The sequence below is a fragment of the Mesorhizobium sp. M0496 genome (genome assembly GCF_040321205.1).
Taxonomy (GTDB): Bacteria; Pseudomonadota; Alphaproteobacteria; order Rhizobiales; family Rhizobiaceae; genus Mesorhizobium.
Genome location: NZ_JAMYRC010000011.1, coordinates 22,611 through 48,655, shown reverse-complemented (window position 1 = coordinate 48,655; position 26,045 = coordinate 22,611). Strand labels below are relative to the sequence as shown.

General features: G+C 60.5%; 20 protein-coding genes. 16 read left to right on the top strand and 4 right to left on the bottom strand.

The window, feature by feature from the left end; all coding sequences use genetic code 11:
• Positions 1-49: 49 nt before the first annotated feature.
• From NKI73_RS12700 to NKI73_RS12685, 4 genes are all read left to right on the top strand, one after another.
• Positions 50-2,518 (top strand): adenylate/guanylate cyclase domain-containing protein, encoded by a 2,469-nt coding sequence (locus NKI73_RS12700; protein WP_352630201.1) that lies wholly within the window; start codon positions 50-52, stop codon positions 2,516-2,518.
• 160 nt (positions 2,519-2,678) lie between these two features.
• Positions 2,679-3,893 carry a glycosyltransferase family protein gene (locus NKI73_RS12695; RefSeq protein ID WP_352630024.1) on the top strand — a complete coding sequence of 405 codons (1,215 nt, stop codon included), beginning with the start codon at positions 2,679-2,681 and terminating at the stop codon, positions 3,891-3,893.
• 1 nt (position 3,894) lies between these two features.
• Entirely contained in the window at positions 3,895-5,139 is a 1,245-nt protein-coding gene (locus NKI73_RS12690; RefSeq protein ID WP_352630021.1) for a glycosyltransferase family 4 protein, read from the top strand.
• Positions 5,136-6,332 (top strand): glycosyltransferase family protein, encoded by a 1,197-nt coding sequence (locus NKI73_RS12685; protein WP_352630019.1) that lies wholly within the window; start codon positions 5,136-5,138, stop codon positions 6,330-6,332. Before NKI73_RS12690 ends, NKI73_RS12685 begins: the two co-directional genes overlap by 4 nt.
• A 7-nt stretch (positions 6,333-6,339) precedes the next feature.
• Here NKI73_RS12685 and NKI73_RS12680 read toward each other — a convergent pair whose 3' ends face one another.
• Entirely contained in the window at positions 6,340-7,014 is a 675-nt protein-coding gene (locus NKI73_RS12680; protein ID WP_502905591.1) for a class I SAM-dependent methyltransferase, read from the bottom strand.
• Between the two features lie 80 nt (positions 7,015-7,094).
• On the opposite strand from NKI73_RS12680, the gene NKI73_RS12675 reads away from it, so the two are divergent.
• The 4 genes from NKI73_RS12675 (at position 7,095) to NKI73_RS12660 (ending at position 11,668) form a co-directional block, all read left to right on the top strand.
• Positions 7,095-7,358 carry a hypothetical protein gene (locus NKI73_RS12675; RefSeq protein ID WP_352630017.1) on the top strand — a complete coding sequence of 88 codons (264 nt, stop codon included), beginning with the start codon at positions 7,095-7,097 and terminating at the stop codon, positions 7,356-7,358.
• A 17-nt stretch (positions 7,359-7,375) separates the two neighbouring features.
• Positions 7,376-10,090 carry an ABC transporter transmembrane domain-containing protein gene (locus tag NKI73_RS12670; protein ID WP_352630015.1) on the top strand — a complete coding sequence of 905 codons (2,715 nt, stop codon included), beginning with the start codon at positions 7,376-7,378 and terminating at the stop codon, positions 10,088-10,090.
• Positions 10,091-10,173: 83 nt separating this feature from the next.
• Positions 10,174-10,623 (top strand): cyclic nucleotide-binding domain-containing protein, encoded by a 450-nt coding sequence (locus NKI73_RS12665; protein ID WP_214474341.1) that lies wholly within the window; start codon positions 10,174-10,176, stop codon positions 10,621-10,623.
• 193 nt (positions 10,624-10,816) lie between these two features.
• Entirely contained in the window at positions 10,817-11,668 is an 852-nt protein-coding gene (locus NKI73_RS12660) for an MBL fold metallo-hydrolase (RefSeq protein WP_352630014.1), read from the top strand.
• A 1-nt stretch (position 11,669) separates the two neighbouring features.
• On the opposite strand, the gene NKI73_RS12655 is transcribed toward NKI73_RS12660, so the two are convergent.
• Positions 11,670-12,431, bottom strand: a complete 762-nt coding sequence (locus NKI73_RS12655; RefSeq protein ID WP_352630011.1) for a polysaccharide deacetylase family protein — start codon at positions 12,429-12,431, stop codon at positions 11,670-11,672.
• Positions 12,428-13,516, bottom strand: coding sequence for a glycosyltransferase family 4 protein (locus tag NKI73_RS12650; RefSeq protein WP_352630196.1), 1,089 nt, complete (start codon positions 13,514-13,516; stop codon positions 12,428-12,430). Before NKI73_RS12650 ends, NKI73_RS12655 begins: the two co-directional genes overlap by 4 nt.
• 92 nt (positions 13,517-13,608) lie before the next feature.
• Between NKI73_RS12650 and NKI73_RS12645 the strand changes: the two genes are divergently transcribed.
• The 8 genes from NKI73_RS12645 to NKI73_RS12610 all read left to right on the top strand — a co-directional run bounded on the left by NKI73_RS12645 (position 13,609) and on the right by NKI73_RS12610 (position 24,587).
• Entirely contained in the window at positions 13,609-14,769 is a 1,161-nt protein-coding gene (locus tag NKI73_RS12645) for a DUF3095 domain-containing protein (RefSeq protein WP_352630194.1), read from the top strand.
• Positions 14,770-14,884: 115 nt separating this feature from the next.
• Entirely contained in the window at positions 14,885-16,228 is a 1,344-nt protein-coding gene (locus tag NKI73_RS12640; protein WP_352630009.1) for a nucleotide sugar dehydrogenase, read from the top strand.
• Positions 16,229-16,489: 261 nt separating this feature from the next.
• Positions 16,490-17,830, top strand: a complete 1,341-nt coding sequence (locus NKI73_RS12635; RefSeq protein WP_352630007.1) for an adenylate/guanylate cyclase domain-containing protein — start codon at positions 16,490-16,492, stop codon at positions 17,828-17,830.
• 160 nt (positions 17,831-17,990) lie between these two features.
• On the top strand, positions 17,991-19,886 hold the full coding sequence (locus NKI73_RS12630; protein WP_352630005.1) for an ABC transporter ATP-binding protein: 1,896 nt from the start codon (positions 17,991-17,993) through the stop codon (positions 19,884-19,886).
• Complete coding sequence (locus NKI73_RS12625) at positions 19,883-21,781, top strand: ABC transporter substrate-binding protein (RefSeq protein WP_352630003.1); 1,899 nt, start codon at positions 19,883-19,885, stop codon at positions 21,779-21,781. The genes NKI73_RS12630 and NKI73_RS12625 overlap by 4 nt, the downstream gene beginning before the upstream one ends.
• Positions 21,782-21,783: 2 nt before the next feature.
• A complete protein-coding gene (locus NKI73_RS12620; protein ID WP_352630000.1) occupies positions 21,784-22,782 on the top strand; it encodes an ABC transporter permease in 999 nt (332 codons plus the stop codon).
• Complete coding sequence (locus tag NKI73_RS12615; RefSeq protein ID WP_352629998.1) at positions 22,779-23,960, top strand: ABC transporter permease; 1,182 nt, start codon at positions 22,779-22,781, stop codon at positions 23,958-23,960. Before NKI73_RS12620 ends, NKI73_RS12615 begins: the two co-directional genes overlap by 4 nt.
• A 147-nt stretch (positions 23,961-24,107) precedes the next feature.
• Positions 24,108-24,587, top strand: a complete 480-nt coding sequence (locus NKI73_RS12610; protein WP_352629996.1) for a class I SAM-dependent methyltransferase — start codon at positions 24,108-24,110, stop codon at positions 24,585-24,587.
• A gap of 21 nt (positions 24,588-24,608) precedes the next feature.
• On the opposite strand, the gene NKI73_RS12605 is transcribed toward NKI73_RS12610, so the two are convergent.
• On the bottom strand, positions 24,609-26,024 hold the full coding sequence (locus NKI73_RS12605; RefSeq protein WP_352629995.1) for an adenylate/guanylate cyclase domain-containing protein: 1,416 nt from the start codon (positions 26,022-26,024) through the stop codon (positions 24,609-24,611).
• Between the last annotated feature and the right edge of the window lie 21 nt (positions 26,025-26,045).

Here is a 26,045-nt window from a genome sequence, read left to right as displayed (position 1 = left end):
GTCTAGTCTGATGCAGACCAGTGTGGCCGGACTGTTCCGACTCGCCGAGATGCTTGAACGCCTCGGCATACGCGGCCGGCTGTTGCTCGCCTTTTTCGGGATCAGCGCCCTTGCGGTGCTGGCAACCGCTGCGGCGCTTTATGCCTTCCTCCAGGTTGGCAACGTCGTCGACCGAATTACCACGGATCGAGTGCCGTCGGCGCTCGCCTCCCTCCAGCTGTCGCGCCAGGCCGAACGGGTCGCTGCTGCCGCGCCATCGGTGTTGGCAGCGACAAGCAGGGCTCAGCACGGCGAGGTTTCGGCTGCCGTCGCGCTCGAGATGTCCCGCCTCGAGGCCCTGCGCAGGGACCTCCGGGATGCCACGTTGGGCACAGTGCCTTTGGCCGAGATCGAGGAAGCCGCGATTGTTCTGAGGCGCAACCTGAAGGAGCTCGACGCTCTTGTTGTCGCCCGGCTCGACGTGGTCGCCCGCAAGGAGGAGCTCCTGAACCGCCTCGCCGCGACGACGACCGGAAGCCAGCGCCTTGTCGCCACCGGCATCCTAGTGATGGATTCCAGGCTCCCGCAATGGCGGGCGGTCGCGGCCGACACGTCGCTGTCGCCCGATCAACGCGCAGCGGCGATGGCCGACCTAGTCCAGGCGATTGCCGCCTACATCCCCCAGCAGAAGGCGCAGCTGGAGATCTCGGCCGTCAACGACGCGCTGGTGAAGGTCGCGAACGCGCCGACGCCGGGCGACCTGGCGTTGATCCTTTTCCCGCTACGCCGTTCGCTCACTGCTCTTGAAAAGGTTTCCACGGAGATCGACGAAAAGCTGCGGACCCGATTCCGGCAGCGTGTCGACGAGTTCAAGGGTTTGACCGACGGCGAGGACAGCATCCCCAGGGCGCGGGAGGACGAGTTTGCTGTCCTGGCACAGGGCGAAAGACTTCTGGCCGAGAACAATCGACTGTCGCGCAATCTCACCGCTGGCGTCGATGGCCTAGTCGCCACGGCAGACCAGGAGATCGCTGCGTCCGGTCGCGAAGCCGCGCTCGTCCAGCGCTACGGCACTGCGGTTGTGCTCGGCTCCGCCTTCCTCAGCCTCCTGAGTTCGGTTCTGGTTGTCTGGCTCTATGTCGACCGCAGCCTCCTCGCCCGACTAGGGGCCGTGAGCCAGGGCATGCTCGCGATTGCGGGGGGCAACCTTCGTGCGCCACTGCCCGCGGCTGGCAGCGACGAAATCGGGCGCATGGCCGAAGCGCTGAGACTCTTCCGGGATACTGCTGTCGAGGTCGAGGAAAAGAACCTGCGCGACGTTGCGGAAGCTCGTCAGCGGCTCATCGATGCCATCGAAAGCATCTCAGAAGGATTCGCTCTGTACGACTGGGAGGATCGGCTCGTCCTCAGCAACAGCCGCTACCGCGAATTGCTCTACACCGGTCTGGAGACCGAACTCACGCCCGGCACGACATTCGAGCAAATCATTCGCCGATCCGCTGAGCGCGGCTACATCAGGGACGCCGAGGGGCGGGTCGAGGAGTGGGTCGCCGAGCGCCTCTCGCGGCACCGCAACCCTGGCGAACCTTGGGTGCAGCGGCGAGGCGACGGGCGATGGATCATGATTAGCGAGCGGCGGATCAGCGCCGGCGGCACGGTCGCCGTCTATTCGGACATCACTGAGCTGAAGCAAAGGGAAGAGAACCTCGCCGAGAAATCCGTGGTTCTGGAGGCGCTTTCCAGCAAGCTGGCGAAGTATCTGGCGCCCCAAGTGTATCGCTCGATATTCACCGGCCGCCAGGAGGTCAGGATCGCCAGCCAGCGGAAGAAACTGACAATATGCTTCTCCGACATCGCCGGCTTTACCGAGATCACTGACAAAATGGAATCCGAGGATCTCACCCAACTCCTCAATCACTATCTGACGGAAATGTCGAAAATTGCTTCGGATCACGGCGCGACGATCGACAAATATGTCGGCGACGCGATCCTGATGTTTTTCGGCGATCCCGAGACTCGCGGCGTCAAGGAGGACGCACTGGCTTGCGCGCAGATGGCACTTGCAATGCAAAAGCGGATTAGCGAGCTTGCCGAAGTCTGGCGGGACATGGGGATCGAAACACCGCTGCGCTGTCGCATCGGCATCCATACCGACTACTGCACCGTCGGTAACTTCGGCAGCGAGGACCGGATGGACTACACGATAATTGGCGGCGCCGTGAATCTCGCCTCGCGCTTGGAGCAGGAGGCGCCGCCGGGGGCCATCCTCATTTCCTACGAGACGTTTGCGCAAGTGAAGGACTCAATCGACTGTGAGGAGCTGGGGCACGTCCAGGTCAAGGGGATCGCCTATCCCGTCGCCACCTACCGCGTCATCGATCTGAAGGCCAATCTGGCGGCTGCTCGTCGTGCTGTTCGAACCGAGCTGCCGCACTTCAGGTTGGAACTTGAACCGGAGCTGATGTCCCCTGACGAGCGTGGCGATGCCACCACTGCACTTCGAGACGCGCTGGATCGGCTTTGTCACAAGCCCGGGTAGGTAGCGAGTTCGCTGATTGCGGGGCGATCTGGGGTTTTTTGCTAATACAAATTGAAAATTGCGCCGTCATGTTTCACAACAGGTCGGTACAGCCAGGGGGTTCCGAAACCTGCGGGTTTGTCACGGTCCTCAAGGCGAGAATTCGAAAAGACGTTCAACAATGACCCAGCACGCAGAAAATGCTCGAATTCTCATGTACAGCCACGACACGTTCGGGCTCGGCCACTTGCAGCGCTGCCGGACGATCGCGCATTCACTGGTCGAGGATTTCCGGGGACTTCAGGTGCTGATCATTTCGGGTGCGCCCATCGCGGGCGCCTTCGACTACCGCGCCCGTGTCGACTTCGTGAAGATCCCCAGCGTCATCAAATTGCGCAACGGCGAGTACACCTCGCTGGAAAAGGATATCGATCTGCACGAGACGCTAAGGATGCGTCAGTCGATCATCCGCCACACAGCCGAGACCTTCCGGCCGGATATCTTCATCGTCGACAAGGAACCGCTCGGCCTGCGCGGTGAGATTGAGGACACGCTGTCCTACCTCAAGACGCGGGGAACCACGCTGGTGCTTGGCCTGCGCGAGGTGATGGATGCGCCGCATCTGCTCGAAGCAGAGTGGGCGCGCAGGGATGTGATGCGCAAGATAGGCCTGTTCTACGACAAGATCTGGGCCTATGGTCCGCCGGATTTCTACGATCCGTTGACCGGCTTGGATGTGCCGCCGCTTGTCAGGGCAAAGATGAGATTCGTTGGTTTCCTGCAACGGAGCCTGCAGCGGAACGAGTTGCCCGGCCACCGGCCCGAGGGCGATTATATCCTGGTTACCACCGGTGGCGGAGGCGACGGCGCCGAACTGATCCACGACGTCATCGATGCCTATCAGCAGGATCCGCAATTGCAACACAGGGCGCTGATCGTCCTTGGACCTTACATGCCGGCGCGCAAGCGCAACAAGCTGATCAAGAAGGGGTCCAAGATCCCCTACATCAAGATCATCGAGTTCGACAACCGCATGGAAGACCTGATTGCCGGCGCCAAGGCGGTTGTGGCGATGGGCGGTTACAACACCTATTGCGAGATACTATCTTTCGACAAGCCGGCGCTGATCGTGCCGCGCGTCGAGCCCCGCGAGGAACAACTGATCCGCGCCCGGCGCGCAGCCGAACTCGGCCTCATCGAGATGTTTTTGCCGGAAGAAGCCAAGGATTCCCAGCGGTTTGCCGATGCACTGGTGGCACTGCCGGACTGGCCCCGCCCGTCACAGAGCAATCCGCATCTGACGCTGGAAGGGCTGCCTCATATTTCCGAAATCGTCGCGGAACTGCTCGACCGGCGGCCCGGCCATCGCCTGTCGGTCATTGAAGGAATGAACTGACTTGCGACATCGCAAGATTGTCGTGGTTCTGAAGGGCTATCCGCGCGTCTCGGAAACCTTTATCGCGCAGGAACTGCTCGGTCTGGAGCGTGCGGGGTTCGAGCTGATACTCGTCGCGCTCAGGCGGCCGACCGACGCAAAACGCCACCCCGTGCATGACGAGATCAAAGCGGCCGTCCACTATCTGCCGGAATATCTGCATGAAGAGCCGCTTCGCGTGCTTCGCTCGCTGTTCGCTTGTTTGCTGCGGCCGGGCTTCTGGCGCGCGCTCGGATCGCTGGCTGCCGATATCCCCCGCGACTTTACCCGCAATCGCGTGCGCCGTTTCGGGCAAGCGCTCGTGCTGGCGGCCGAATGGCCGAAAGACGCGGGGTGGTTGCATGCACATTTCGCGCACACGCCGGCATCGGTGACGCGCTATGCCAGCCAGCTTCTTGGCCTGCCCTGGAGCTGCTCAGCCCACGCCAAGGACATCTGGACTTCGGCGGACTGGGATTTGGCCGGCAAGCTTTCCTCGGCGCGCTGGACGGTCACCTGCACGAAGACCGGCTTCGACCGTCTGAAAGAACTTGCTAACGGCAACTCGTCTGTGCATCTGAGCTACCATGGGCTCGACCTCGATCGTTTCGGCAGTTTTGGCGAGGCGCGAAAGCATCATGACGGCTCGGCGCTGGACGAACCGGTTATCCTTCTGAGTGTCGGGCGCGCCGTTGAAAAGAAAGGCTACGATACCTTGCTGGAGGCTCTTGCCCTCTTGCCTGGCGATTTGGCGTGGCGTTTCGAGCATATCGGCGGCGGCGAGGAACTGGAACGGCTCAAGGTATTGGCGCAAAAGCTAGGACTGAGTGGTCGCGTCTCTTGGAAAGGCGCGCTTGCGCAGGAGGAGGTGCTTGAGCACTACCGCTGCGCCGACATCTTCGCCCTGGCCTGCAGGATCACAGCTAATGGCGACCGGGACGGTCTGCCGAATGTTCTGATGGAGGCGGCTAGCCAGCGGCTTGCCTGCGTGTCGACCAATATTTCGGGCGTGCCGGAGTTTTTATCGCCGGATGAAACCGGGCTGCTGGTTCCGACGGAAGACCCACTTGCCTTGGCACAGGCACTGGAGCGCCTGATCCGTGATCCCGTGCTGCGCGCCCGACTCGGCGAGGCCGCAGAGCGGCGCGTGCGCGGCAGTTTCGATCATCTGGCAAGCATTGGACAGCTCAAGGAACTGTTCGAGCGCGAGTGGCGGGCCGCCGATTGAACCGGCTGCGCGCCTTTCTTTATGTCCAGCACCTGCTCGGTATCGGCCATCTCGCGCGCTCTAGCCGCGTCGCGGCGGCTCTGGTCGATGACGGGTTTGACGTAACCGTTGTGACCGGCGGAGCGCCGGTCGCGGGGTTTCCGGGACTCGGGGTGAAATCTGTAACCTTGCCACCTGTCACCTCCGGTGATGAAGGATTTTCCGGACTTGTCGATTTGCAGGGCAAACCCATCGACGATGATTTCAGGAAACGGCGTTCAGAGATGCTGCTGCAGGCATTCCGGGATTGCAGGCCGGATATCGTCATTATCGAGGCGTTTCCATTTGGACGCCGGCAGATGCGTTTCGAACTCTTGCCGCTGCTCGAGGCCATCGACGCGGCGTCGCCCAGACCGCTGCTGGCGACGTCCGTGCGTGATATCCTTCAGGAGCGCGTCAAGCCCCTCCGAAACGAGGAAACGGTCGATCTCATTAACCGGCATTTCGACCTTGTTATGGTCCATGGCGACCCGGCTTTCGCAACCATCGACAAGACATTTCCGCTGGCTGGGGCGATCAGGGCCGAAGTCACCTATACAGGGCTCGTTGCCGCGCCGCCGTCGCCCCTGGGCTCCGAGCGCTTCGACGTTCTGGTGTCGGTTGGCGGCGGGGCTGCTGGAAAGAGCCTTGTCGGCTCCGCCATCGCAGCGGCGCGGAACGCCAACAACCGTTGGAAATGGTGTCTGATCACCGGCCCAAACCTGCCGAAAGACGAGTTTGACGCGATCGCAGGCGATGCCACGCCGGGCCTGTCCATCTTCCGGTTCCGCGAGGATTTCGCCAGCCTGCTGACCGGCGCCCGCCTGTCAGTGTCGCAGGCGGGTTACAACACGGTCTGCGATGTCCTGCGCGCGGGTTGTCGCTCCCTGCTCGTCCCATTTGCAGCCGGCGGGGAAACCGAACAAAACGTTCGCGCCCTGATGCTCGAAGAACTCGGTCTTGCAACGGTGCTGATGGAAAAGGACCTAACGCCTGAAGGTTTGACGCAAGCGATTGAACAGGCGCTTGTGGCGCCGACGCCATCCGCGCATCGTCTCGATCTAGAAGGCGCGCGTCACTCGGCGCAAATCCTGCGCGAACGGTATCGAACATGGTCCCTAAAAATGCGGCCCGGTTTCGGAAAAGCTCATGATCAAACGGACCTTGGATCCTAGACTTGGTCTAGACCGCTCCGATCAGCATGAAGCGCGTATAATTTTTTGTCGGCAATTCGCCGGAGAACCGCACCTCCCGTAGCGCCGCCATTGCTTCGAAGGCTGCCAGCGAAGCCACGCAGTTGATGTGCGTCGGCTCGCTGAAATAGTCGTTCGATTGCAGCAGCACATTCGTGCCCCGCGGAAGCAGAGCAAGCCAGGCGCGCAGATCGGCTATGTGTTCGCAGCTCGTATTGACCGTCAGGTCGGGCCGCCCGGCCGCATAGTCGAGCGCGTACATATCTGCCGTCAGCGCCCGGAACCGGTCGCCGGCGTCCCGGTTGAGAGTCCGGGCGACCGACGCGACTTCGGGATCGATGTCGATGCTGTCGACCGCCGCGATGTCGAAGCGAGCGTCGTTGAAAAGCATTGCGGGCAATACGCCGTACCATCCACCCAGAACCCATATGCGGCCGAACCGGCCGCCGCAGCTTTCGAACAGCCTGTCGAGCGCCCACATCTTGCAGGCGACCTGCTTATGGTTGAAGGCGTTGGCGATATCGGCCTTCGGATGCTTGCTGATGACGCGCGCCAGCCCGGCAACGAGAGGGTCGTTGACATAGGCAGCAATTCCCCGCGTGAGGTCCAGTGTTTGTTCGTGCCAGTCCATGCCGGCATTGCGTGGTTGCGTGACATCCATCATATTCGTCTTGTATGTTGGGATTTCGGGCGACACAACGCAATCTTGCCTCCCGCAAGGCTGTTCGTTCCGCGGACGTGATCATGCTGCAAGCCGCTTCGCCATTGCCCGATGCCGGAGAGAGCCGGCTGCGTCTGTCCGGACCATCGGCGTCCATCTGCCAGTACCAGCCGCGCAGCTGCAGCCTCGTGCTCGCCTATTCGCCAAAACCCTTCGGAAGCCGCGAACCGTCTGAGCGCAGGACAATCTCCCTGCACTGCAGGTTTGAGATTGTCGTTGGCAACGAAGAAATTGCCGATATCCTATTTGCCAGCAGGTGCGTCTCCATCCCGCATCCTTCCAACTGAAGGATCCACAGTCTCATATGGAACCCAGCCTAGCCCGCTATATCTGGACGCACACCAAGAAGCAGCAGCTCTGGATATTGATGATCGTCCTGCTTTCGATGATCCCGTATTTCATGTCATTCGACCTGCCGAAGCTGATCGTCAACGGCCCGATCCAAGGCAAGGGTTTCGAGCAACCGGGCGCGACCCAGCCATTCATGAGGCTGCACTATAACGTGCCGTTCATTGGAGAGGTTCAGTTCTTCTCCGGCTTTCAGCTCGACCGTAAGGAAACGCTGTTTGCCCTGAGCCTTGTGTTCCTCTTGCTGGTCGTCATCAACGGCCTGTTCAAACTCTACATCAACACCTACAAGGGCCGCCTCGGCGAACGTATGCTGCGGCGTATCCGCTTCGATCTGGTCGATCGTGTGCTGCGGTTTCCGCCGGTCTACTTCAAGCGGGTAAAATCCGCCGAAGTGGCGACCATGGTGAAGGACGAGGTGGAGCCGCTGGGCGGCTTCATCGGCGATGCCTTCCTGCAGCCGGTGCTGCTCGGCGGCCAGGCGCTGACGTCCATGCTGTTCATCATGATCCAGAACGTCTGGCTCGGAATGATAGCGGTCGTGATCGTGGTGATCCAGATCGTGCTCATCCCGCGAATGCGGCGGCGGCTGATCGTGCTCGGGCGCCAACGGCAGTTGACGGCGCGCGCGCTTTCGGGCCGGGTTGGCGAAATCGTCGACGGCATCGGCGCGGTTCACGTCCACGACACATCAAACTACGAGCGCGCCGACATAGCTGCCCGGCTCGGGCTCATCTTCAAGATCCGCTTCGATCTTTACCAATGGAAATTCATGGTGAAGTTCCTCAACAATTTTCTCGCGCAGCTCACGCCCTTTCTGTTCTACATGATCGGCGGGTATCTGGTCATCCAGGGGCGGCTGGACGTCGGCCAGCTCGTGGCCGTGATCGGCGCCTACAAGGACCTGCCCGGACCGATGAAGGAACTGATCGACTGGGATCAGGATCGGCAGGATGTCCAGGTCAAATATCAACAGGTGGTTGAACAGTTCACCGTCGAGAGTCTCATCGCGCCGAAAATCGTGGCATTGACGATCGACGATCCCGATCCGATGACCAACCCCCTGTCGGCGATCGGTCTGTCCATAGCAGACGATGGCGGTGCGATGCTTCTCAACCGTGTCTCCCTCCAGGTCAAGCCCGGTGAGACGGTGGCGCTGGTCAGTACCGCAACAGGTGGAGCGGAGGCGCTTGCAGAAGCTTTCGCGCGGCTGAACTGGCCGGACAGCGGAAGAGTCGCTTCGGGCGCAGACGACCTGCTTGAACTCCCCGAAGCAGTGACCGGCCGGCGCATGTCCTATGCCTCGTCGGATGTTTTCCTGTTCCAGGCAAGCCTTCGCGATAACCTGCTCTACGGGTTGAAGCATGCGCCGCTGATATCGGCGTCTTATGACGGTGTCGCGGCGGACCAGCATCGCTGGAACGTCCACGAGGCGCACCGGTCGGGCAATCCGGATTTTGATATCCACAGCGACTGGATCAACTATGCTTCCGCTGGCGCTACCGGCCCGCACGACCTCTTTGAAGCCGTGCGCCGGGTGCTCGACGCGGTTGTTCTGTCGCGCGATATTCTGGATCTTGGTTTGCGCTCTTCGGCCGACCTCAAGCGTCACACGGAGCTTGCCAGGCGGATCGTCGAGCTGCGTGCGGCGCTGCGAACCCGGCTGGAACAGGAAGGGCTAAGCGAACTGGTGGTTCCTTTCGAACCGGGCGCCTACAACAAGGAAGCGACGATCGGCCAGAACCTGCTCTTCGGCGCTGCCGCCGGCCCCGAACTGGCCGACAGGGCCCTGGCGGCCAATCCCTATTTCGCTTCTGTGCTGAAGCAAGCCGGCCTCGACCGCACGCTCTACGAAATGGGCATGGAAATCGCCCAACAGGCGATCGAGCTGTTTGCCGACCTGCCGCCCGATCACCAGTTCTTCCAGCAGCTCGCCTTCATGAGCGCCGACGAGATACCCGCCTACGAAACCTTGCTGCAACGGCTCAAGAATCGTCCCTACGAGGCGGTTTCGGAGAACGACCGTGCCATGATCGTCACCTTGAGTTTCGCCTACATCGAGCCTCGGCACCGCTTCGGGCTGCTGAGCGATGAGCTGATGAGCAAGATCGTCGCTGCCCGCAACCGGTTCTATGAAAACCTGCCGCCCGAACTGCAAACTGCGGTCGAACGGTATGACCCTGCCAGATACATTGCCGCAGCTACCGTCATGGATAATGTCCTGTTCGGGCGTGTGGGCAACAACCATCCCGACGCGCCGGACCGCATACGCTCCATCCTCTATGACGTTCTTGACGAACTGGGGCTTTATGCCGAACTTCTGGATGTTGGCCTGGACTTCAACGTCGGCTCCGGCGGCAGGCGGCTGACCGGTGGACAGCGACAGAAGCTCGATGTTGCCCGAGCCCTGCTCAAGCGTCCCGATTTTCTCATTCTCAACCGGCCGCTATCGGCGCTCGACCAACGCATGCAGGATAGGGTGCTGCGAAACGTGCTCGAGGAAGCCAGAAGCGACGGCCATTCGCCGGCAATTGTGTGGGTCGTTACGAATCCGTCAATGGCGATGATGTTCGATCGCGTTATCGTCTTCGACTCGGGTCAATTGGTGGAAGACGGAACACACGAGACCCTTTTGGCAGAGAACGGTATCTTCAAGGAACTGGTGTCGTAGAGCGATGTCTCGAAGACGGAATTAATTCCATCTGGGCGCCCATTGCTCTAGTCTGGCAAACGCGAAATTTGAGGTTTGCGACAATGCTGCTCAAGGATGAAGTTGGAATGCTGCAACGCGTTCCCTTGTTTTCTGGCATCGAGCTGACAAAGCTCAAATTGCTTGCGTTCACATCCGATCGCGTGAGCTACAGCGCCGGCCAGATCCTTTTCCGACAGGGCGACGAGGGAGATGCCGCCTATGTCATCCTTTCAGGCAGGGCAGATATTCTGGTCGATTCCGACAGCGGACCGATAAAAGTTGCCGAAATGGTGCCAAATTCGATTGTTGGCGAGATCGCCATACTGTGCAACAGCTCCCGCACTGCCACCGTCAGAGCGGCAAGTCAGCTGGAAGCCTTAAGAATCCGCAAGGACCATTTCCTGAGGCTTATGAAGGAGTCCCCGGAAATGACCATTGAGATATTGAGGGTTCTTGCCGATCGCCTAAGCCATACCACCGCGGATCTGATCGACGCACGAAGCGCCAAATAGCAACTGACGTGCGGTCGATCCTCCCCGTCGTGATAGCACTGGCCTCTTGCTGAGAAGGTCACTGGAGGAACCCTGTCTCGCCTCTTGTTTGGACGCAAATTCCGGACGGAAAACCGGTTCACACTTTTCCTGGAATTGCTCTAGCAGCAGTTGTTTGGCTACGATGAGCGACGGGAACCGCGAAGGGGCTACCATGGACGACGTTTTCCTGGTCAGGTTTTGGGGTGTGCGCGGCAGCATTCCGGTATCGGGGCCAGAATTCTCTCGCTATGGCGGCAACACAAGCTGCATTGAGTTGCGATGTGGTAAGCATACGCTTCTGTTCGACGCCGGCTCCGGCCTGCGGCCTGCCGGCGGCGCGCTTCGGACGTCGGGCGTGACCGATTTCGACCTGCTTTTCACCCATTGCCACTACGATCACATTATCGGGCTGCCGTTCTTTGCGCCGATCTACGACCGGAGCGTCAAGGTTACGCTTTGGTCCGGGCATCTTGCAGGACGCATGACGACCCGGCAGATGGTCGATGAGTTCATGCGGCCGCCATGGTTTCCGGTGAAACTGGAGGTCTGCAAGGCAAGCCTCGACTGCCGCGATTTCGTATCCGGAGACGTGCTTCGGCCGCGCGAAGGGGTGGTGGTCCGAACCGGCAGTCTTGTTCACCCAGGCGGCTGCATCGGCTACCGGGTCGAATGGGGCGGCCGTGTCGTGGCGGTGATCACAGACACTGAGCACGAGCCGGACAAACTTGATCGTGCGGTGCTCGGCCTGATCGAAGATGCCGACCTCGTCATCTACGACTGCACCTACACCGAGGAGGAAATGGAACGCCGCCGCGGCAACGGGCACTCGACATGGCAACAGGGCGTCAAGCTCTGTGAGGCGGCCGGTGCGCGAGGGCTCGCGCTGTTTCACCACGATGCGACACGCACCGACGAGGAACTGGATGAGATCGAGAAACTGGCCAAAGACAGGTTTGCCGGCGCTTTTGCCGCGCGCGATGGCCAGACGCTCGAATTTCCAGTCTCATTGCACAAAAAGCGCTGAGCTATTTTACTTTGCCGGCGCTGCGCCCGATCAATGTCCTGATTGGAAGCCATGCGCAGGGGGCAGTCTGTGCAGTGATTGTGAACAGCCGTTCGAGGAAAAGCCAGGCCGATTCATCATGTACGAGATGGTGGGTGAGCAGGCCGACCGGTTCGTCGTCGAATGCATGCTGTAAGTGCGCGATGATAGCCTGAACCAATAGGCCATGGTCGCGGCAGCCGCGTGTGCCATGCCAATCCATGATGTCGACATTGCTGTTGATGACCGCCAGTGAAGCCGGCATTGGCGGCCCATAGACCGACAATGCCGCAAATCCTATCGATCCAAGGTCGGATACCAGGCCGGCGTCGATCCTGTTCCAGGGGGGCACCAGCATCGGAATGGTGCGCGCGCCGTGCAGGCCGGTTACGTGCGACAGCCCGCCAGCCAGTTCATCGAGCATCGCCTCGCGTGGCCGATGGGCGCCGAGTTCCTGCTTTTTGTGACCCTCGGGCGCATGATTTCGGTGCACCCAGCCATGGATGGCGACCGTGGCATGCGGCGCCTCGTCAAGCCGGGCGACAAGCTTCTCATCAGTGAGGGCCGGAATAACGGCCAGAGTGACCGGAACCGCGAATTCACCGGTGAGGTCGAGCAGCCGATCAAGCGCGGGTGTCGGATCCACGGCATCATCGTCGCGCAGCCAGAACTCTGCCTTACGACCCGCCCGTTGCCGGCTCGCCAGTTCTTCCACCAAGGGCTGCCAGATCCGATCGGATGTCATGAAACGGAGACCTTCGGAAGAAGTTCGGCCAGACGCGCCGCTGCAACGCCGAGGGAACGTTCTTCGAGGATGAAACGTCTGGCTTCTGCGGCCATGATGGTTCTTTCGTCGCTACAGGCCAGAAGCCTTTCAATGGCAGAAGCGAACGCCGCCACATCGCTCGGCGGGGTGAGAAACCCGGTCTGGCCATCTCGCACGACTTCCGGCACGCCGGCGATGTGCTGAGCCACCACCGGAAGGCCGGCGGCCTGTGCTTCAAGATAGGCAACGCCATAGGCCTCGCCGTGACCCGGCCAGACGTAAATTCCTCCACCATAGAGGACATCCGGCACGGCGGCTGGCTCAATCGCGCCAAGCCATTCGATACGGTCGGCGGGCAAGCCGGCGAATTGCGCCTTGACCTCGTCACGGGCGGGCCCGTCGCCGACGACCGACATGGTCCAAGGCAGGTGGCCGATCACACCGAGCGCTTGCGCCAGCATGCGATAACTTTCGACTTTGTCGCCCGGGCGCATCATGGCAACGGTGACTAGGCGCGTCGGACAACCTCGTCCCGGCATTTCCCGGAATACCGATGTGTCGATAAAGGGCGACAGCATATCAAGGGCGACGTCGGGTATCGCATCTGCCAGTCCCTGACGATCCCTTTGCGTGAAGCAGATGTTCAGCGCCGCCTGTTCGACGGCTCGCACCACCAACGCTTGCGTATCGGCCCACAAACCGGCATTGCGCCGCCTCGAATAGGAAGCTTCCGCTGTCACATACGGGATAGCAAAGGTCGACGCCAGCTCGGACCCGATCAGGTCGGGCGCTTTGTAATAGGGATGATAGCAGAACCATAGATCGGGCTTGCCGTCACGATCCCAAAGTCTGGTCAGCCGCGCGGCTTCCCCTCGGGCCTCTATCTTGAGCGCATCGAAACTTTTCGGCTCCGGTTCGCGTAGATAGAAGCGCAATTCGGATGCCAGTTCGACGCTGTGTCCTCCATGCTCCAGCGCCTTGACCAGCATCCGTGCCATCTGGCGGTCGCCGGAGGCAACGGGATGATTGGGCGACTTCAGCGGCGCGTAGAAGGCAATTCGCATCACGCGACCCTATCATCGGAAAGCATGCGCAAGTCAATTTCGAAGCATGATCGACTTCACCTTCAAGCAGTGGAATGTGCTATCTGATGCTCATGGAAACAGCTGCCGCGCCCGACCCGTTTGTCGCTTCTCTGCCGGTCTTCGCAAAGTTCGAAAGCGTTGCCGATATCGACAACTATCGGCCTCTCCCCGATGGCTGGGCGCTGGCCACAGCCGACATCGTCGGCTCGACCAAGGCGATAGAGGCTGGGCGCTATAAAACGGTCAATGTGGCCGGCGCCAGCGTCATTTCGGCGCTGCTTAATGCGCTGGGTCGGCAAGATCTGCCCTTTGTCTTCGGCGGCGACGGGGCGCTCGTCGCATTTCCCGGCTCGGCGGTGGAGACCACCCGCAACGCGCTGGCGGCTGTCCAGAGATGGGTGGCGGACGAGTTGGACTTAACCCTGCGTGCCGCAATCGTGCCGATAAAGGATATTCGAGCGCAAGGCCTCGACGTTCGCGTGGCAAGGTTCCAAGCCTCCGATGCGGTCTTTTATGCCATGTTCGCCGGCGGTGGCGGCAGTTGGGCGGAAGCCGAGATGAAAGCGGGGCGCTACCGTATCGATCCTGCGCCAGCCGGCGCGCGGCCGGATCTGACCGGCCTCTCCTGCCGCTGGAACCCGATCGAGACCCGGCATGGCGAAATCGTCTCGATCATAGCCATACCGGGGGCGTCGCGCGACTTGCGCGGTTTTCAGTTTCTGGCATCAGACATCATCGCCCTTGCCCGCAGGCAGGAACGCGATGGCCACCCGGTGCCGGTGAACGGACCGGACTACAGCTTGCTGCCCGCCGGCCTGGATATCGAGGCGCGGGCCACGGCGCCGGCGGGACGGCGGTGGTTGTCGAAGGTGTGGATAGTGTTCCTGATGGCACTTGCGGCCGTCACCGATAGATATGGCTGGACGATCGGCAGTTTCGATCCGAAAATCTACAAACGCGACGTGGCCAGCAATTCGGATTTCCGGAAATTCGACGACGGCTTGAAGATGACCATCGACGTTGATGCTGATGTGTTGCAACGGATCGAGAACCGGCTGAAACAGGCGGAAGAGGCGAACATCTGCAACTATGGCCTGCACCGCCAGAAGTCGGCCTTGATGACATGCCTCGTCGCCTCGCCTCTGCAGCGCGATCACGTTCATTTCATAGATGGTGCCGCCGGCGGCTATGCGATGGCTGCCGCAAGCTTGAAGGCAAAGTTGCCGGTCTGATGACGGCTTGCGGGAATCCTTTTTCCGCAATATGCCTCGGCCATGGTTCCTGGGACCATGGTAAGCCGCGCCATGGGACCGGCCAGCCTATCCGAATTAACGGGGAAGCAGATTTTTGGACGCTTCACGATCGGCATATGACCGTCTGCTGAACCGTATCTCGACGCACGCCGCGCAAGTCGGCGTGATCGGATTGGGCTATGTCGGGTTGCCGCTGGCAATTGCGGTCGCACGCGCCGGCTTCCCGGTTTTCGGCTTCGACATCGAAGCCCAGAAGGTCGAGAGCCTGAACAACGGCCAATCCTACATCGAGGCGGTGACATCGACAGCCCTTGCCGGCCACGTGGCGAGTGGACGGTTCCGCGCCACGGCAGATTTTGCCGAACTGTCCGTCTGCGATATCATCATCATCTGCGTTCCGACACCGCTGACGAAAAACCGTGAGCCGGATCTCTCCTTTGTCAGGAACACCACTGGCACCATCGCAAAGCATCTGCGTCTCGGCCACCTCATCGTGCTGGAATCTACTACCTATCCCGGCACCACCGACGACGTGATCAAGCCCATACTGGAAGAAACCGGCTTGCAGTCGAAGATAGACTTCTTCCTCGGCTTCTCGCCCGAACGCGAGGATCCTGGCAACCGCAACTTTGAAGTCGCGACGATCCCGAAGGTCGTGGCAGGTGACGGCGTTGAAGCGGCGACGCTCGTGCAGGCTTTCTACCAATGCGTGGTCAAAACCGTCGTTCCGGTTTCCACCACGGCGACCGCCGAGGCAGTCAAGCTGACGGAAAACATCTTCCGTTCGGTCAACATAGCCCTCGTCAACGAATTGAAGGTCGTGCTCGGCGCGATGGGCATCGACATCTGGGAGGTGATCGAGGCGGCCAAGAGCAAGCCCTTCGGCTACATGCCTTTCTATCCTGGCCCCGGATTGGGCGGACACTGCGTTCCGATCGACCCCTTCTACCTGACGTGGAAGGCGCGCGAATACGAACTGCCGACGCGCTTCATCGAGCTGGCGGCGGAGATCAACACTGCCATGCCGCGTCATGTGGTCGATGAACTGGCGAAAGCGCTGGACCGGCGCTGCGGCAAGGCGCTCAGCCGCTCGCGCATTCTCGTCATCGGGCTCGCCTATAAGAAGAATGTGCCCGACATACGCGAAAGCCCCTCATTGCGGCTCATTGAGCTCATCGAGGAATGGGGCGGCAAGGCGGAATTCCACGATCCGCATGTTCCCGAGATCCCGACCACAAGGGAGCATATGGCGATCAAGGGGCGCCGCTCGGTCGAATTGACCGAGGCGGCCTTGAAGGACTTCGATGCTGTCGTCGTTGCAACCGACCATGACGCGATCGACTATCAGACAATCGCTGATCACGCCCTTCTGATCGTCGACACACGCAATGTTTTTGGCCGTCTCGGGCTCGTCCGAGAGACGGTGGTCAAGGCCTGACTGCGTCCCAGCCGGCGAATTTTCTGGCCGATGTCAGGATCGTGATTGCACTCCGTCCGCAGCTTCGCCACATAACGCCACAAGGCATGAATGCAGTTAAGCCTGTTCCTTGGTTGCAAGGACAGTCATTCGGGAAATTCTTTCGCCGTTCTGCCGCCGGAGCCGGCCTCGTTGACTTTGGGGCACCTTTGGGTCGCTGGCGGACTGTGTTATGGCGGATCGAAGGATAATGGCTCCGTCTTCGACGGGTTTCGAGGTGGTATGAGCACGGCGCAAGCAGAAATTTCCACAATTCTCATGGATAAGGTTGCCGATTGGCTGACTCAGTCGGCGCTGGCGGGCAACGAGCTGGAAACATTGGTAAAGGGGTTTTGCGAACGGCTGGCTGCTGCCGGCCTGCCGCTGAAGCGGGTGCATTTGAGCTTTTCGATGCTTCATCCGCTTTATGACGCGCTCGGCTTCACCTGGGTTCGCGGCCAAGGCATGGAAGTGGAAGGCTTCCGCAAAAAGGACGGCGTTCATTCTGACAGATTCCTGACCAGCCCATACTACTATCTGCTCAGCAACAAGCTCGACCATCTGCGGCGTCGGCTCGACCAGTCAGTCCCGTCGGAATTTCCTGTTTTCGATGAACTCAAGCTTATGGGCGTGACCGATTACATTGCTTTCGTCCATCCTTTTAACGGCAATACCAGTCAGGGCATGATCGGGTCCTGGTCCACCGACAGTGCTTCAGGTTTCACCGACAGCATGATTTCGGCGCTGCTGCGTATCCAAAACCATCTCGCCATCGCCACCAAAATGGCGGTGCTCACCAAGCTGGCCGACAACATGATGACCACTTATCTCGGCGGCGACGCCGGCAGACGCGTGCTGGACGGCCAGATCAAGCGTGGCGAGGGCGACACAATCCGGGCCGCACTGGTCATGGCCGATATGCGCGGGTCGACAAGGCTTGCCGAAACTTCCGGCCGCGAAATCTACATCGATACGCTGAACCAGTTTTTCGATGCCATTGCTGCACCTTTCAATCGCAAAGGCGGGCAGATCATGAGTTTCATAGGGGATGGCTTCATTGCCGTCTACCCTTGCGAAAGGCATCGCTCGCAGTCCGAAATCGCCTGCCAGTCTGCTCTGGCGGCAGCGCACAAGGCCACTGCGCGCATGGTGGATCTCAATCTGCGAAGGAAGGAAAAGGGGTTGTCCGACATAAAATTTGGCATCGGCCTGCATGTCGGCAACGTGATGTTCGGCAATGTCGGGCTTACCGACCGGCTCACATTCTCTGTCTTCGGCTCGGCTGTAAACGAGGTCCAGCGCCTCCAGACCCTGACCAAGAAATATCCGCACCGCGTTCTCGCCAGCAAAGACTTCGCCAGCTATTGCGGCACCAACAGCTGGCTGACGCTCGGCAACGAGGAACTGGCGGGGATCAAGCAGAAGCTGACGGTGCTTTCACCCGATCTGTCGGGCGCTCTCGCACTCGATGAAGACGGTGCGCTGGAGTCGATTTACGACCGGAGATCGGAGGCCGAGCAGGTCATGCTGCTTCATCGCGATGCCGCACGGCTGTCGGCCGGCGACCCGAGGAAGCTCCAGTAGCGCGCCCCAATCTGATCCGAACGCCTTTGGTAAGCAGTCCGGTCGCCGGATTCGCCATTGGCGACCGTTTCGAATCCAAGTTGCTCTAGGCTGGTAATGCGCTAGTCTCACTTTCTGGGCCTGCCGCTCGGCGGGCCGCCAGAGTGGGGCTGGTGTGAGAATGAATTCGGGCGTTGATCTACTTCGGGTCGAAGACGTTGGCATCTCTTTTGCCATTATCGGAGGACCGTTGCATGCCGTCAGGCGTGCAAATCTTCGCGTCCTTCCCGGCAAGGTTACCGCGCTTGTGGGCGAGTCCGGGTCCGGAAAATCGGTTCTTAGCCAGGCAGTAATGGGCATTTTGCCGAACACAGCCCATGTTCGTGGCCGTATCCTGTTTTCCGATCCTGAAAAGCCCGGCACGACTCAGGATATCCTGCGGATGCCGCGTGATGGACCCGAAATCCGGGCGTTGAGAGGCAGCCGCATCGGCAAGATCTTTCAGGAGCCGATGACATCGCTGTCGCCGCTGCACACGATCGGCAACCAGGTCAGCGAATCCCTGCAGATTCATACGCCCACGGCTCGGGCGGAGCGCAAGGCGCGGACCGAGGAAATGCTCAGCCTTGTCGGCTTTCCCAATCCCAAGCGCGCCTATGACATGTATCCGTTTGAACTTTCGGGAGGATTGCGTCAGCGCGCCATGATCGCCATGGCGCTTATCTGCCGGCCCGCTTTGTTGATCGCCGACGAGCCAACGACGGCGTTGGACGTCACCATCCAGGCGCAAATCCTGCAATTGCTGCGCGAGCTTCAGACGAAGCTGAACATGGCGATGCTGCTGATCACGCACGACCTTGGCGTAGTCGCCAACGTCGCCGACGAGGTGGTGGTCATGTATCATGGCGAGATCATGGAAGCGGGACCTGTGGAGGCGATATTCCGCCGGCCGGGCCACCCTTACCTGAGGGGCCTGATGGCAGCCGTCCCGCATTTCGACCTGAAGCCCGGTGAAAGGCTAAAGGCGCTCCGCGAGGTGCCGGTGAATGTCGGGAACCTGCTCGGCAAGCAGACGGCGCCGGCATCGAAGGGGGCGGACGACATCCTGCTGTCGGTCAGGGATCTGACAAAGACCTTCACGATCCGCAAGTCCGGTTGGTTCGGCGGAGATCATCAAACCTCTGTTCGCGCCGTGGACGGCGTGAGCTTTGATATCAGGCGGGGTGAGTGCCTGGGTCTGGTCGGCGAAAGCGGCTCCGGCAAAACCACCGTCAGCAAGATCCTCATGCGGGCTGTCACCCCTAGCGGCGGCTCTATGATCTTCAATGGCCGCGATGGTCCGATCGACATCTTGGAAGCCGAGGGAGACGCCCTGCGCATGCTGCGCGCGAAAATCCAGATGGTCTTCCAGGATCCGGTTTCGTCGCTTTCACCCCGCATGACGGTGGAGAACATTTTGAGCGAGCCGCTGGAAATCCATCGACGTGGCAATGCCGCGTCCCGACTAGCCACGGTCAAGAGCCTGATGCAGGCAATCGGGCTCGACCCGCGCTTCATAAAGCGTTATCCGCATAGTTTCTCCGGCGGGCAGCGTCAGCGTATCGGCATCGCGCGCGCGTTGGCGCTGGGGCCTGAACTCCTGATCTGCGACGAGCCGGTTTCGGCACTTGATGTCTCTGTCCAGGCGCAGATCCTGAACCTTCTGAAGGACCTGCAGAAGGAACTGGGACTGACCTACCTGTTCATATCCCACAACCTGGCGGTGGTGGACTACATGGCAGACCGTATCGCGGTGATGTGCGGCGGGCGCATCGTCGAGCTCGCGCCGCGCGAAATTCTGCTTAGGAAACCGGTCCACCCCTACACGCGCTCACTGGTCGCCGCAGTACCTTTCCCCGATCTCGACAGGCCGATGGATTTCAAGACGCTGAAACTCAGCGGCGCTTCCGACACCAGCGCATGGGCACCGCAATTCCGCGACGAGGGCGACGAAGACATGCTGTCGCCGCTCGATCTTGGCGGCGGCCACCTCGTGCTGGCCCGACGTTCGGCCGATGTCAGCGAGCTACGCCATTGATCAGCCGGCGCACCGTCCTTGGACTCATGGCTTCGGCATTTCTGCCGGGCACGTTGCGCGCCGGCGATCTGGAGCCGGAATTTCTTGAGCCGCAGCTGAAGGCCAGGGCGCTGCCGGCACTCGCCGAACGCTTGCCCAAGCGCCCGCGCGAGTTGAATCTCGCTGCGATGGGCCGGGAGCCCGGCCAGTATGGCGGCACGCTGCGTACCATCATCGGCAGCCAGAAAGATATCCGGATGATGACGATCTACGGGTACGCTCGCCTGGTCGGCTATGACGAAAAGCTTAACTTGCAAGCCGACATTCTCGAAAGTTTCGACGTAGCGGATGATCGCGTCTTCACATTCAAGATTAGGGAAGGACATAAATGGTCCGACGGCAGCCTGCTGACGCCGGAGGATTTTCGTTATTGTTGGGAAGATGTCTGGCTGAACGATGAGCTTTCGCAAGGCGGGCTCGCCCCGGCCCTGCTGGCGGACGGCAAGCCGCCACGCTTCGAGATCGTCGACCCGTTGACGGTGCGCTACAGTTGGGATGCGCCCAATCCCGACTTCCTGCCCAAGCTTGCCGCTGCTTCGCCCACACCGCTTGTTTTGCCGGCCGCCTATCTCAAGCAGTTCCACAAGAAATACCAGGATCCATTCCGGCTCGCCGGCCTGATGAAGGAGAACCGGACCGCGAAATGGACGCTCCTGCATATCCGCATGTCGCGGCAGTATCGCCCGGAGAACCCGGATCTGCCGACGCTCGATCCCTGGCAGAACCGGACCAAGCCGCCGGCCGAGCAGTTCATCTTCGAGCGCAACCCGTTCTTTCATCGAACAGACGAGAATGGCCGGCAACTGCCCTATGTCGACCGGATCATCATGAATGTCAGCTCGTCGGCAATCATCTCCGCCAAGACCGGTGCAGGCGAGAGCGACCTGCAATGCATGGGAATTGACTTCAGCGATTACTCCTTCCTGAAGGACGCGGAGAAGCGCTACCCGGTGAAGATGCATCTGTGGAAACGCACACAGGGTTCGCGGTTGGCGCTGCTGCCCAATCTGAATTGTGCCGACCCGGTGTGGCGTGGCCTTTTGCGTGACGTGCGCGTGCGCCGCGCACTTTCGCTCGCTGTAGACAGGCGCGAGATCAATATGGCCGTGTTCTACGGATTGGCGCAGGAAAGCGCCGATACGGTCCTGCCGGAGAGCCCGCTCTACCGGCCGGAATTCGCGAAGGCCTGGGCTACCCATGATCCCGACCAGGCCAATGCCCTGCTTGACGAGGTCGGGCTTCAGGCACGTGACGATGACGGTCTGCGGATACTTGCCGATGGACGCTCGGCGCAGATCATCGTGGAAACGGCCGGCGAAAGCACGCTGGAAACCGACGCGCTCGAACTCATCACCGATCACTGGCGCAAGATCGGCGTCGCCCTATTCATCCGGACTTCGCAGCGCGACATCTTCCGCAGCCGCGCGCTTGGTGGCCAGATCATGATGTCGATGTGGTCGGGCATCGACAATGGCGTGCCGACCGCCGACATGAACCCATACCAGCTGGCCCCCACCATCGACGACCAACTGCAATGGCCGCTCTGGGGCGCTTACTATCTGTCCCATGGCAAGATGGGTGAGGCGCCCGATCTTCCTAAAGTGGTCGAGTTGATGGCTTTGCTTAGGCGCTGGAACTCCTCGACTGAAACCACGGAGCGCGCCGAAATCTGGAATTCAATGCTGTCGATCTACACCGATCAGGTGTTCTCGATCGGTACGGTGAACGGAACGCATCAGCCGATTCTGGTGTCCTCGCGCCTGCGCAATCTGCCTGACAAGGCACTCTTCGGCTACGACCCGACCGCCTATTTCGGTGTCTACATGCCGGATACATTCTGGCTTGGAGGCTCCTGAGCGTGCTTCGATATCTAGTCTGGCGCATCGCCGTGATGGTTCCAACGCTGCTGGTCATATCTGCGCTGGTGTTCACGATCATCGAACTTCCACCGGGTGACTATTTCGACAGCTATGTTGCCGAGCTTCGAGCCCAGGGCGAAGCGGTGGACTCCGATCGCATCGAGATGATGCGCAAGGAATACGGTTTCGACCAGCCGCCGGTCATTCGCTACTTCTACTGGATCGGCGGGATGCTGCACGGCGATTTCGGCTATTCCTTCGAATATGAGCTGCCGGTTCGCGACGTCGTCGGGGACCGAATGTGGCTGACCGTGCTGGTTTCCTTCGTCACCATCATCTTCACCTGGCTCATCGCCTTTCCGATCGGCATGTACTCCGCCACCCATCAATACAGCTGGGGCGACTACGGCCTGACTTTCTTCGGCCTTCTCGGCCTTGCCATTCCAAATTTCATGCTGGCGCTGATCCTGATGTATTTCGCCAACATCTGGTTCGGCACGTCCATCGGCCATCTCATGGACCTGCAATATCTCGGCGAGCCGATGAGTTGGGCCAAGGCGAAGTCGATCCTCGCCCATCTCTGGATTCCGGTCTTGATCATCGGCACCGGGGGCACGGCAAGCATGATCCGGCGGCTGCGCGCCAATCTACTCGATGAGCTGCACAAGCAATATGTCGTGACAGCGCGCGCCAAAGGCCTTCATCCGTTCAAGGCACTGGTCAAATATCCGCTGCGCATGGCGCTCAATTTCTTCATTTCCGATATCGGCTCCATCCTGCCGGCCATCATCTCCGGCGCTGAAATCACGGCGATCGTGCTGTCTTTGGAAACGACCGGGCCGATGCTGATCAAGGCGCTGCAAAGCCAGGACATGTATCTGGCGGGTTCGTTCCTGATGTTCCTCGCCTTCCTGACGGTCATCGGCGTGCTGATTTCCGACCTGGCGCTGGCGCTGCTTGATCCACGAATTCGTTTGCAGGGCGGCAGCACCAAATGAACACGCAATCGCCGCTGCCCGCTCCGGGCGCTCCACTGCAACACTACGTTTCCATCGCGCCCTTTGACCTGCAGTCGGTCGAGGCGATGACGCCCGAACAGTCGAAGGTCTTTCAGGCGTCGCAGTTGCGGCTGATGTGGTGGAAATTCCGCATGCACCGGCTTGCCCTCGTATCCGGCATATTCCTGGCAGTGCTGTATTTCGGGATACTGATCTGCGAGTTCCTGGCGCCCTACAATCTGCACACGCGTAATATGGACTACATCTATTCGCCTCCGCAGCGAGTGCACCTTTTCCACAACGGCCAGTTCGTCGGGCCGTTCGTCTATGGCCGCCAGATGACGCTGGATATGGACACGCTCAAGCGGAACTACATCGAGAACCAGGATGATGTTCAGCGGCTCCGTTTTTTCTGCAAGAGCGACAGTTATCGGTTCTGGGGCTTGATCGAAGGTGACAGGCATTTTGTCTGCCCTGCCGAAAACGGCCAGCTCTTTCTAGCCGGCACTGACAGGCTGGGGCGCGACGTGCTCTCGCGCATGATCTATGGCGCACGCATTTCACTGACAATCGGCCTCGTCGGCATCAGTTTCAGCTTCCTGCTCGGCATCGTCATCGGCGGACTGGCCGGCTATCACGGCGGTATCTTCGACTTGGTCGTTCAACGAATAATCGAAGTTCTGCAATCGATTCCCAGCATTCCGCTATGGCTGGCCCTGGCGGCGATCATGCCGATAACCTGGAGTCCGATCCTGATCTATTTCGGCATCACCGTCATCCTCGGACTGCTCGACTGGACCGGGCTGGCGCGGGCCGTGCGGTCAAAGCTTCTGGCCTTGCGCGAGGAGGATTACGTTCTGGCCGCGCAGTTGATGGGCGCCGGGAGCAGCCGCATCATCAGGCGGCATCTCATTCCCGGCTTCATGTCGCATCTGATCGCGACGGCGACGCTCTCCATACCCGGCATGATCCTGGGCGAGACTGCGCTGAGCTTCCTTGGACTCGGCCTGAGGGCGCCGATAACCAGCTGGGGCATCCTGCTCACCGAGGCGCGCAGCGTCAGCGTCATCGCGTTCTATCCATGGCTGCTCTTGCCGATGCTGCCCGTCGTTCTCGTCATCATGGCGTTCAACTTCCTCGGCGATGGCTTGCGAGACGCCGCGGACCCCTACAAATGAGATCGCTGCTCCGCCGCGCGCTGTGCCGCCAGCTCCATCCGGCATGATGCTTGTCGGCGGCCTGTTCGGTTGTTGCAGGGTTCGTCGTTGGCCTCTATATGCGGCAAGCCTCGATCGGGGTTGCTGGTTCAGGACATACAATCGCATATGAGTCGCCTCGACAGTTTCATCCGCAGGATGACCGCACAGCGCGACATTCTCGATCTTGTCTGCGCCGAGGTGGCGAAGATGGAGGGGCCTGTGGTCGAGCTCGGCCTCGGCAATGGTCGGACGTTCCATCATCTGCGCGAGCGTCTGCCCGGACGCCGGATCGTGGCGTTTGACCGCGCACTTGCCGCACACGCCAGCTCAATTCCCGAAGCTGAAAACCTCGTGCTCGGCGAAATACGCGAGACGGCGAGCAGGTTCATTGGCATCGACGCCGCTCTTGTTCATGCCGACATCGGCACCGGCTATGAAGATCGCGATGCAGTGACCTCTACCTGGCTTCCCGATCTGACCGCGCGCCTGCTTCGCGTCGGCGGCATCGCGGTCAGCGGCACGCCGCTCGATCACCCGCAGTTGCAACGCCTCCCGCTGCCGCCTTCGGTGCCCGCCGATCGTTATTTCATTTGTAGGCGCGTGTGAGGGCCGAGACGACCCAAGTCTTCAGGGGATCGTATAGACTGCTATCTCCCGCTCAATGCCAGGCAGCGAGACCTCGTGGGGCACGGGCGTCAGTGCGTTCCTGTGCAACAGATCGGCGGTGAGATTGTCGTCGACCACCGCACGAGTGGCGAAGATCGCCTGTGCGGTGGCAAGGTTCTGGACCCGCGAAGCAATGTTGACCGTCTGGCCGAAATAGTCCTGTCGCTCGTTCATAGACACGGCGATGCAGGGGCCGGCATGGACTCCGATCTTGAGCAGCAGATCCTCGCGCCCGCTCTTGTCGTTGAGCGCACGCATGGCATCTCGCATCCTGAGGGCCGCCGCAATCGCACGATCAGGCGTCGCGAAGGTCGCCATCACCGCATCACCGATCGTCTTCACCACCGCGCCTGCCTCCGCCGCGACGATCTCGTGCAGAACCTGGAAATGCTCGCGCACGAGATCGAAGGCTGAAAGGTCGCCCACCCGCTCGTAAAGCGCGGTCGATCCGCGCAGGTCGGTGAACAGGAAGGTCAGGCTGGTGATCTTCAGGCGCTGGTTGATGTCGAGGGTATCCGTGCGATAGAGATCGCGGAACGTCTGGTTGGTGAGCAGGCGCTTGGCGGTCAGGAAGGGCCGCCGTTTGCCAAGCAAATCATGCAATGCCTGGCCGGCGATGAAGACCGTCGGCAGCACGCGGGTGTCGGTCCTGTTTTCCAGCGAAATGCGCATCGGGCCGGGTTGCATCTCCAGCGTCTGGCTCTGGACATGGTCGCGGTCGAAGACCAAAGAGAGGCTTCGGCGCTCCTTTGTTGGTTCGCCCTTCCCGTCGATGAACTGCGCTGAATGGGTGACCGGCTCGAAGACGATGATGAATTCGGACGGAAGCTGTATGGGCAGAACCGCCTTTTCACCGGGCGCAAGCTCGATATCCTCCAGCGAGAACGCTTCCATCTTTTTCGCGAAATCGTCTTCCGGCAGATCGACGCCGGACGCCCAGTAGATCTGGCGGAAATATTCCACCAACGGCAGTTCGTGTGGATTGTGTGCGGCAATCCTGCGCACGCGGGGACTGACGGTGAATGTCACCTCGACCATCTCGTCGAGGGTCGGCGAATAGCCCTCGGAGCACAGCGCGCAGGTGTATTCGTCCTTCTGCAGGGTTTTCAGCGTGGCGTTGGTGTCGAGCACGCCGCCACAGCCGGGGCACAGCACATTCCAGGAAATGTCGAAGATGCCCACCCGCGCCGCGTGGAGAAAGGCGCTTATGGCGCGTTCTTCGTCGAGGCCATGCTTGCTGGCGAAGGCTGGCGCATTGATGCGACAAAGTTCGCGGTCCTTGCCCTCCGCGACGGTTCGCTTGATCGCGTCGATTGCCTGTGGATCGACATCGGTCGATTGCCGCAGAAGCGAGAACAGATCCTGAGCTTCGTTCATCGTGCAGGCTCCGGAAAATGC

Excerpts from the sequence above, each read along its gene's own strand:
- NKI73_RS12695 (WP_352630024.1), top strand. The coding sequence starts at position 2,679 with ATGACCCAGCACGCAGAAAATGCTCGAATTCTCATGTACAGCCACGAC.
- NKI73_RS12610 (WP_352629996.1), top strand. The coding sequence starts at position 24,108 with ATGAGTCGCCTCGACAGTTTCATCCGCAGGATGACCGCACAGCGCGAC.
- NKI73_RS12605 (WP_352629995.1), bottom strand. The coding sequence starts at position 26,024 with ATGAACGAAGCTCAGGATCTGTTCTCGCTTCTGCGGCAATCGACCGAT.
- NKI73_RS12635 (WP_352630007.1), top strand. The coding sequence starts at position 16,490 with ATGAGCACGGCGCAAGCAGAAATTTCCACAATTCTCATGGATAAGGTT.
- NKI73_RS12630 (WP_352630005.1), top strand. The coding sequence starts at position 17,991 with ATGAATTCGGGCGTTGATCTACTTCGGGTCGAAGACGTTGGCATCTCT.
- NKI73_RS12675 (WP_352630017.1), top strand. The coding sequence starts at position 7,095 with ATGCTGCAAGCCGCTTCGCCATTGCCCGATGCCGGAGAGAGCCGGCTG.
- NKI73_RS12665 (WP_214474341.1), top strand. The coding sequence starts at position 10,174 with ATGCTGCTCAAGGATGAAGTTGGAATGCTGCAACGCGTTCCCTTGTTT.
- NKI73_RS12700 (WP_352630201.1), top strand. The coding sequence starts at position 50 with ATGCTTGAACGCCTCGGCATACGCGGCCGGCTGTTGCTCGCCTTTTTC.
- NKI73_RS12670 (WP_352630015.1), top strand. The coding sequence starts at position 7,376 with ATGGAACCCAGCCTAGCCCGCTATATCTGGACGCACACCAAGAAGCAG.
- NKI73_RS12615 (WP_352629998.1), top strand. The coding sequence starts at position 22,779 with ATGAACACGCAATCGCCGCTGCCCGCTCCGGGCGCTCCACTGCAACAC.
- NKI73_RS12660 (WP_352630014.1), top strand. The coding sequence starts at position 10,817 with ATGGACGACGTTTTCCTGGTCAGGTTTTGGGGTGTGCGCGGCAGCATT.
- NKI73_RS12645 (WP_352630194.1), top strand. The coding sequence starts at position 13,609 with ATGGAAACAGCTGCCGCGCCCGACCCGTTTGTCGCTTCTCTGCCGGTC.
- NKI73_RS12680 (WP_502905591.1), bottom strand. The coding sequence starts at position 7,014 with ATGATGGATGTCACGCAACCACGCAATGCCGGCATGGACTGGCACGAA.
- NKI73_RS12655 (WP_352630011.1), bottom strand. The coding sequence starts at position 12,431 with ATGACATCCGATCGGATCTGGCAGCCCTTGGTGGAAGAACTGGCGAGC.
- NKI73_RS12650 (WP_352630196.1), bottom strand. The coding sequence starts at position 13,516 with ATGCGAATTGCCTTCTACGCGCCGCTGAAGTCGCCCAATCATCCCGTT.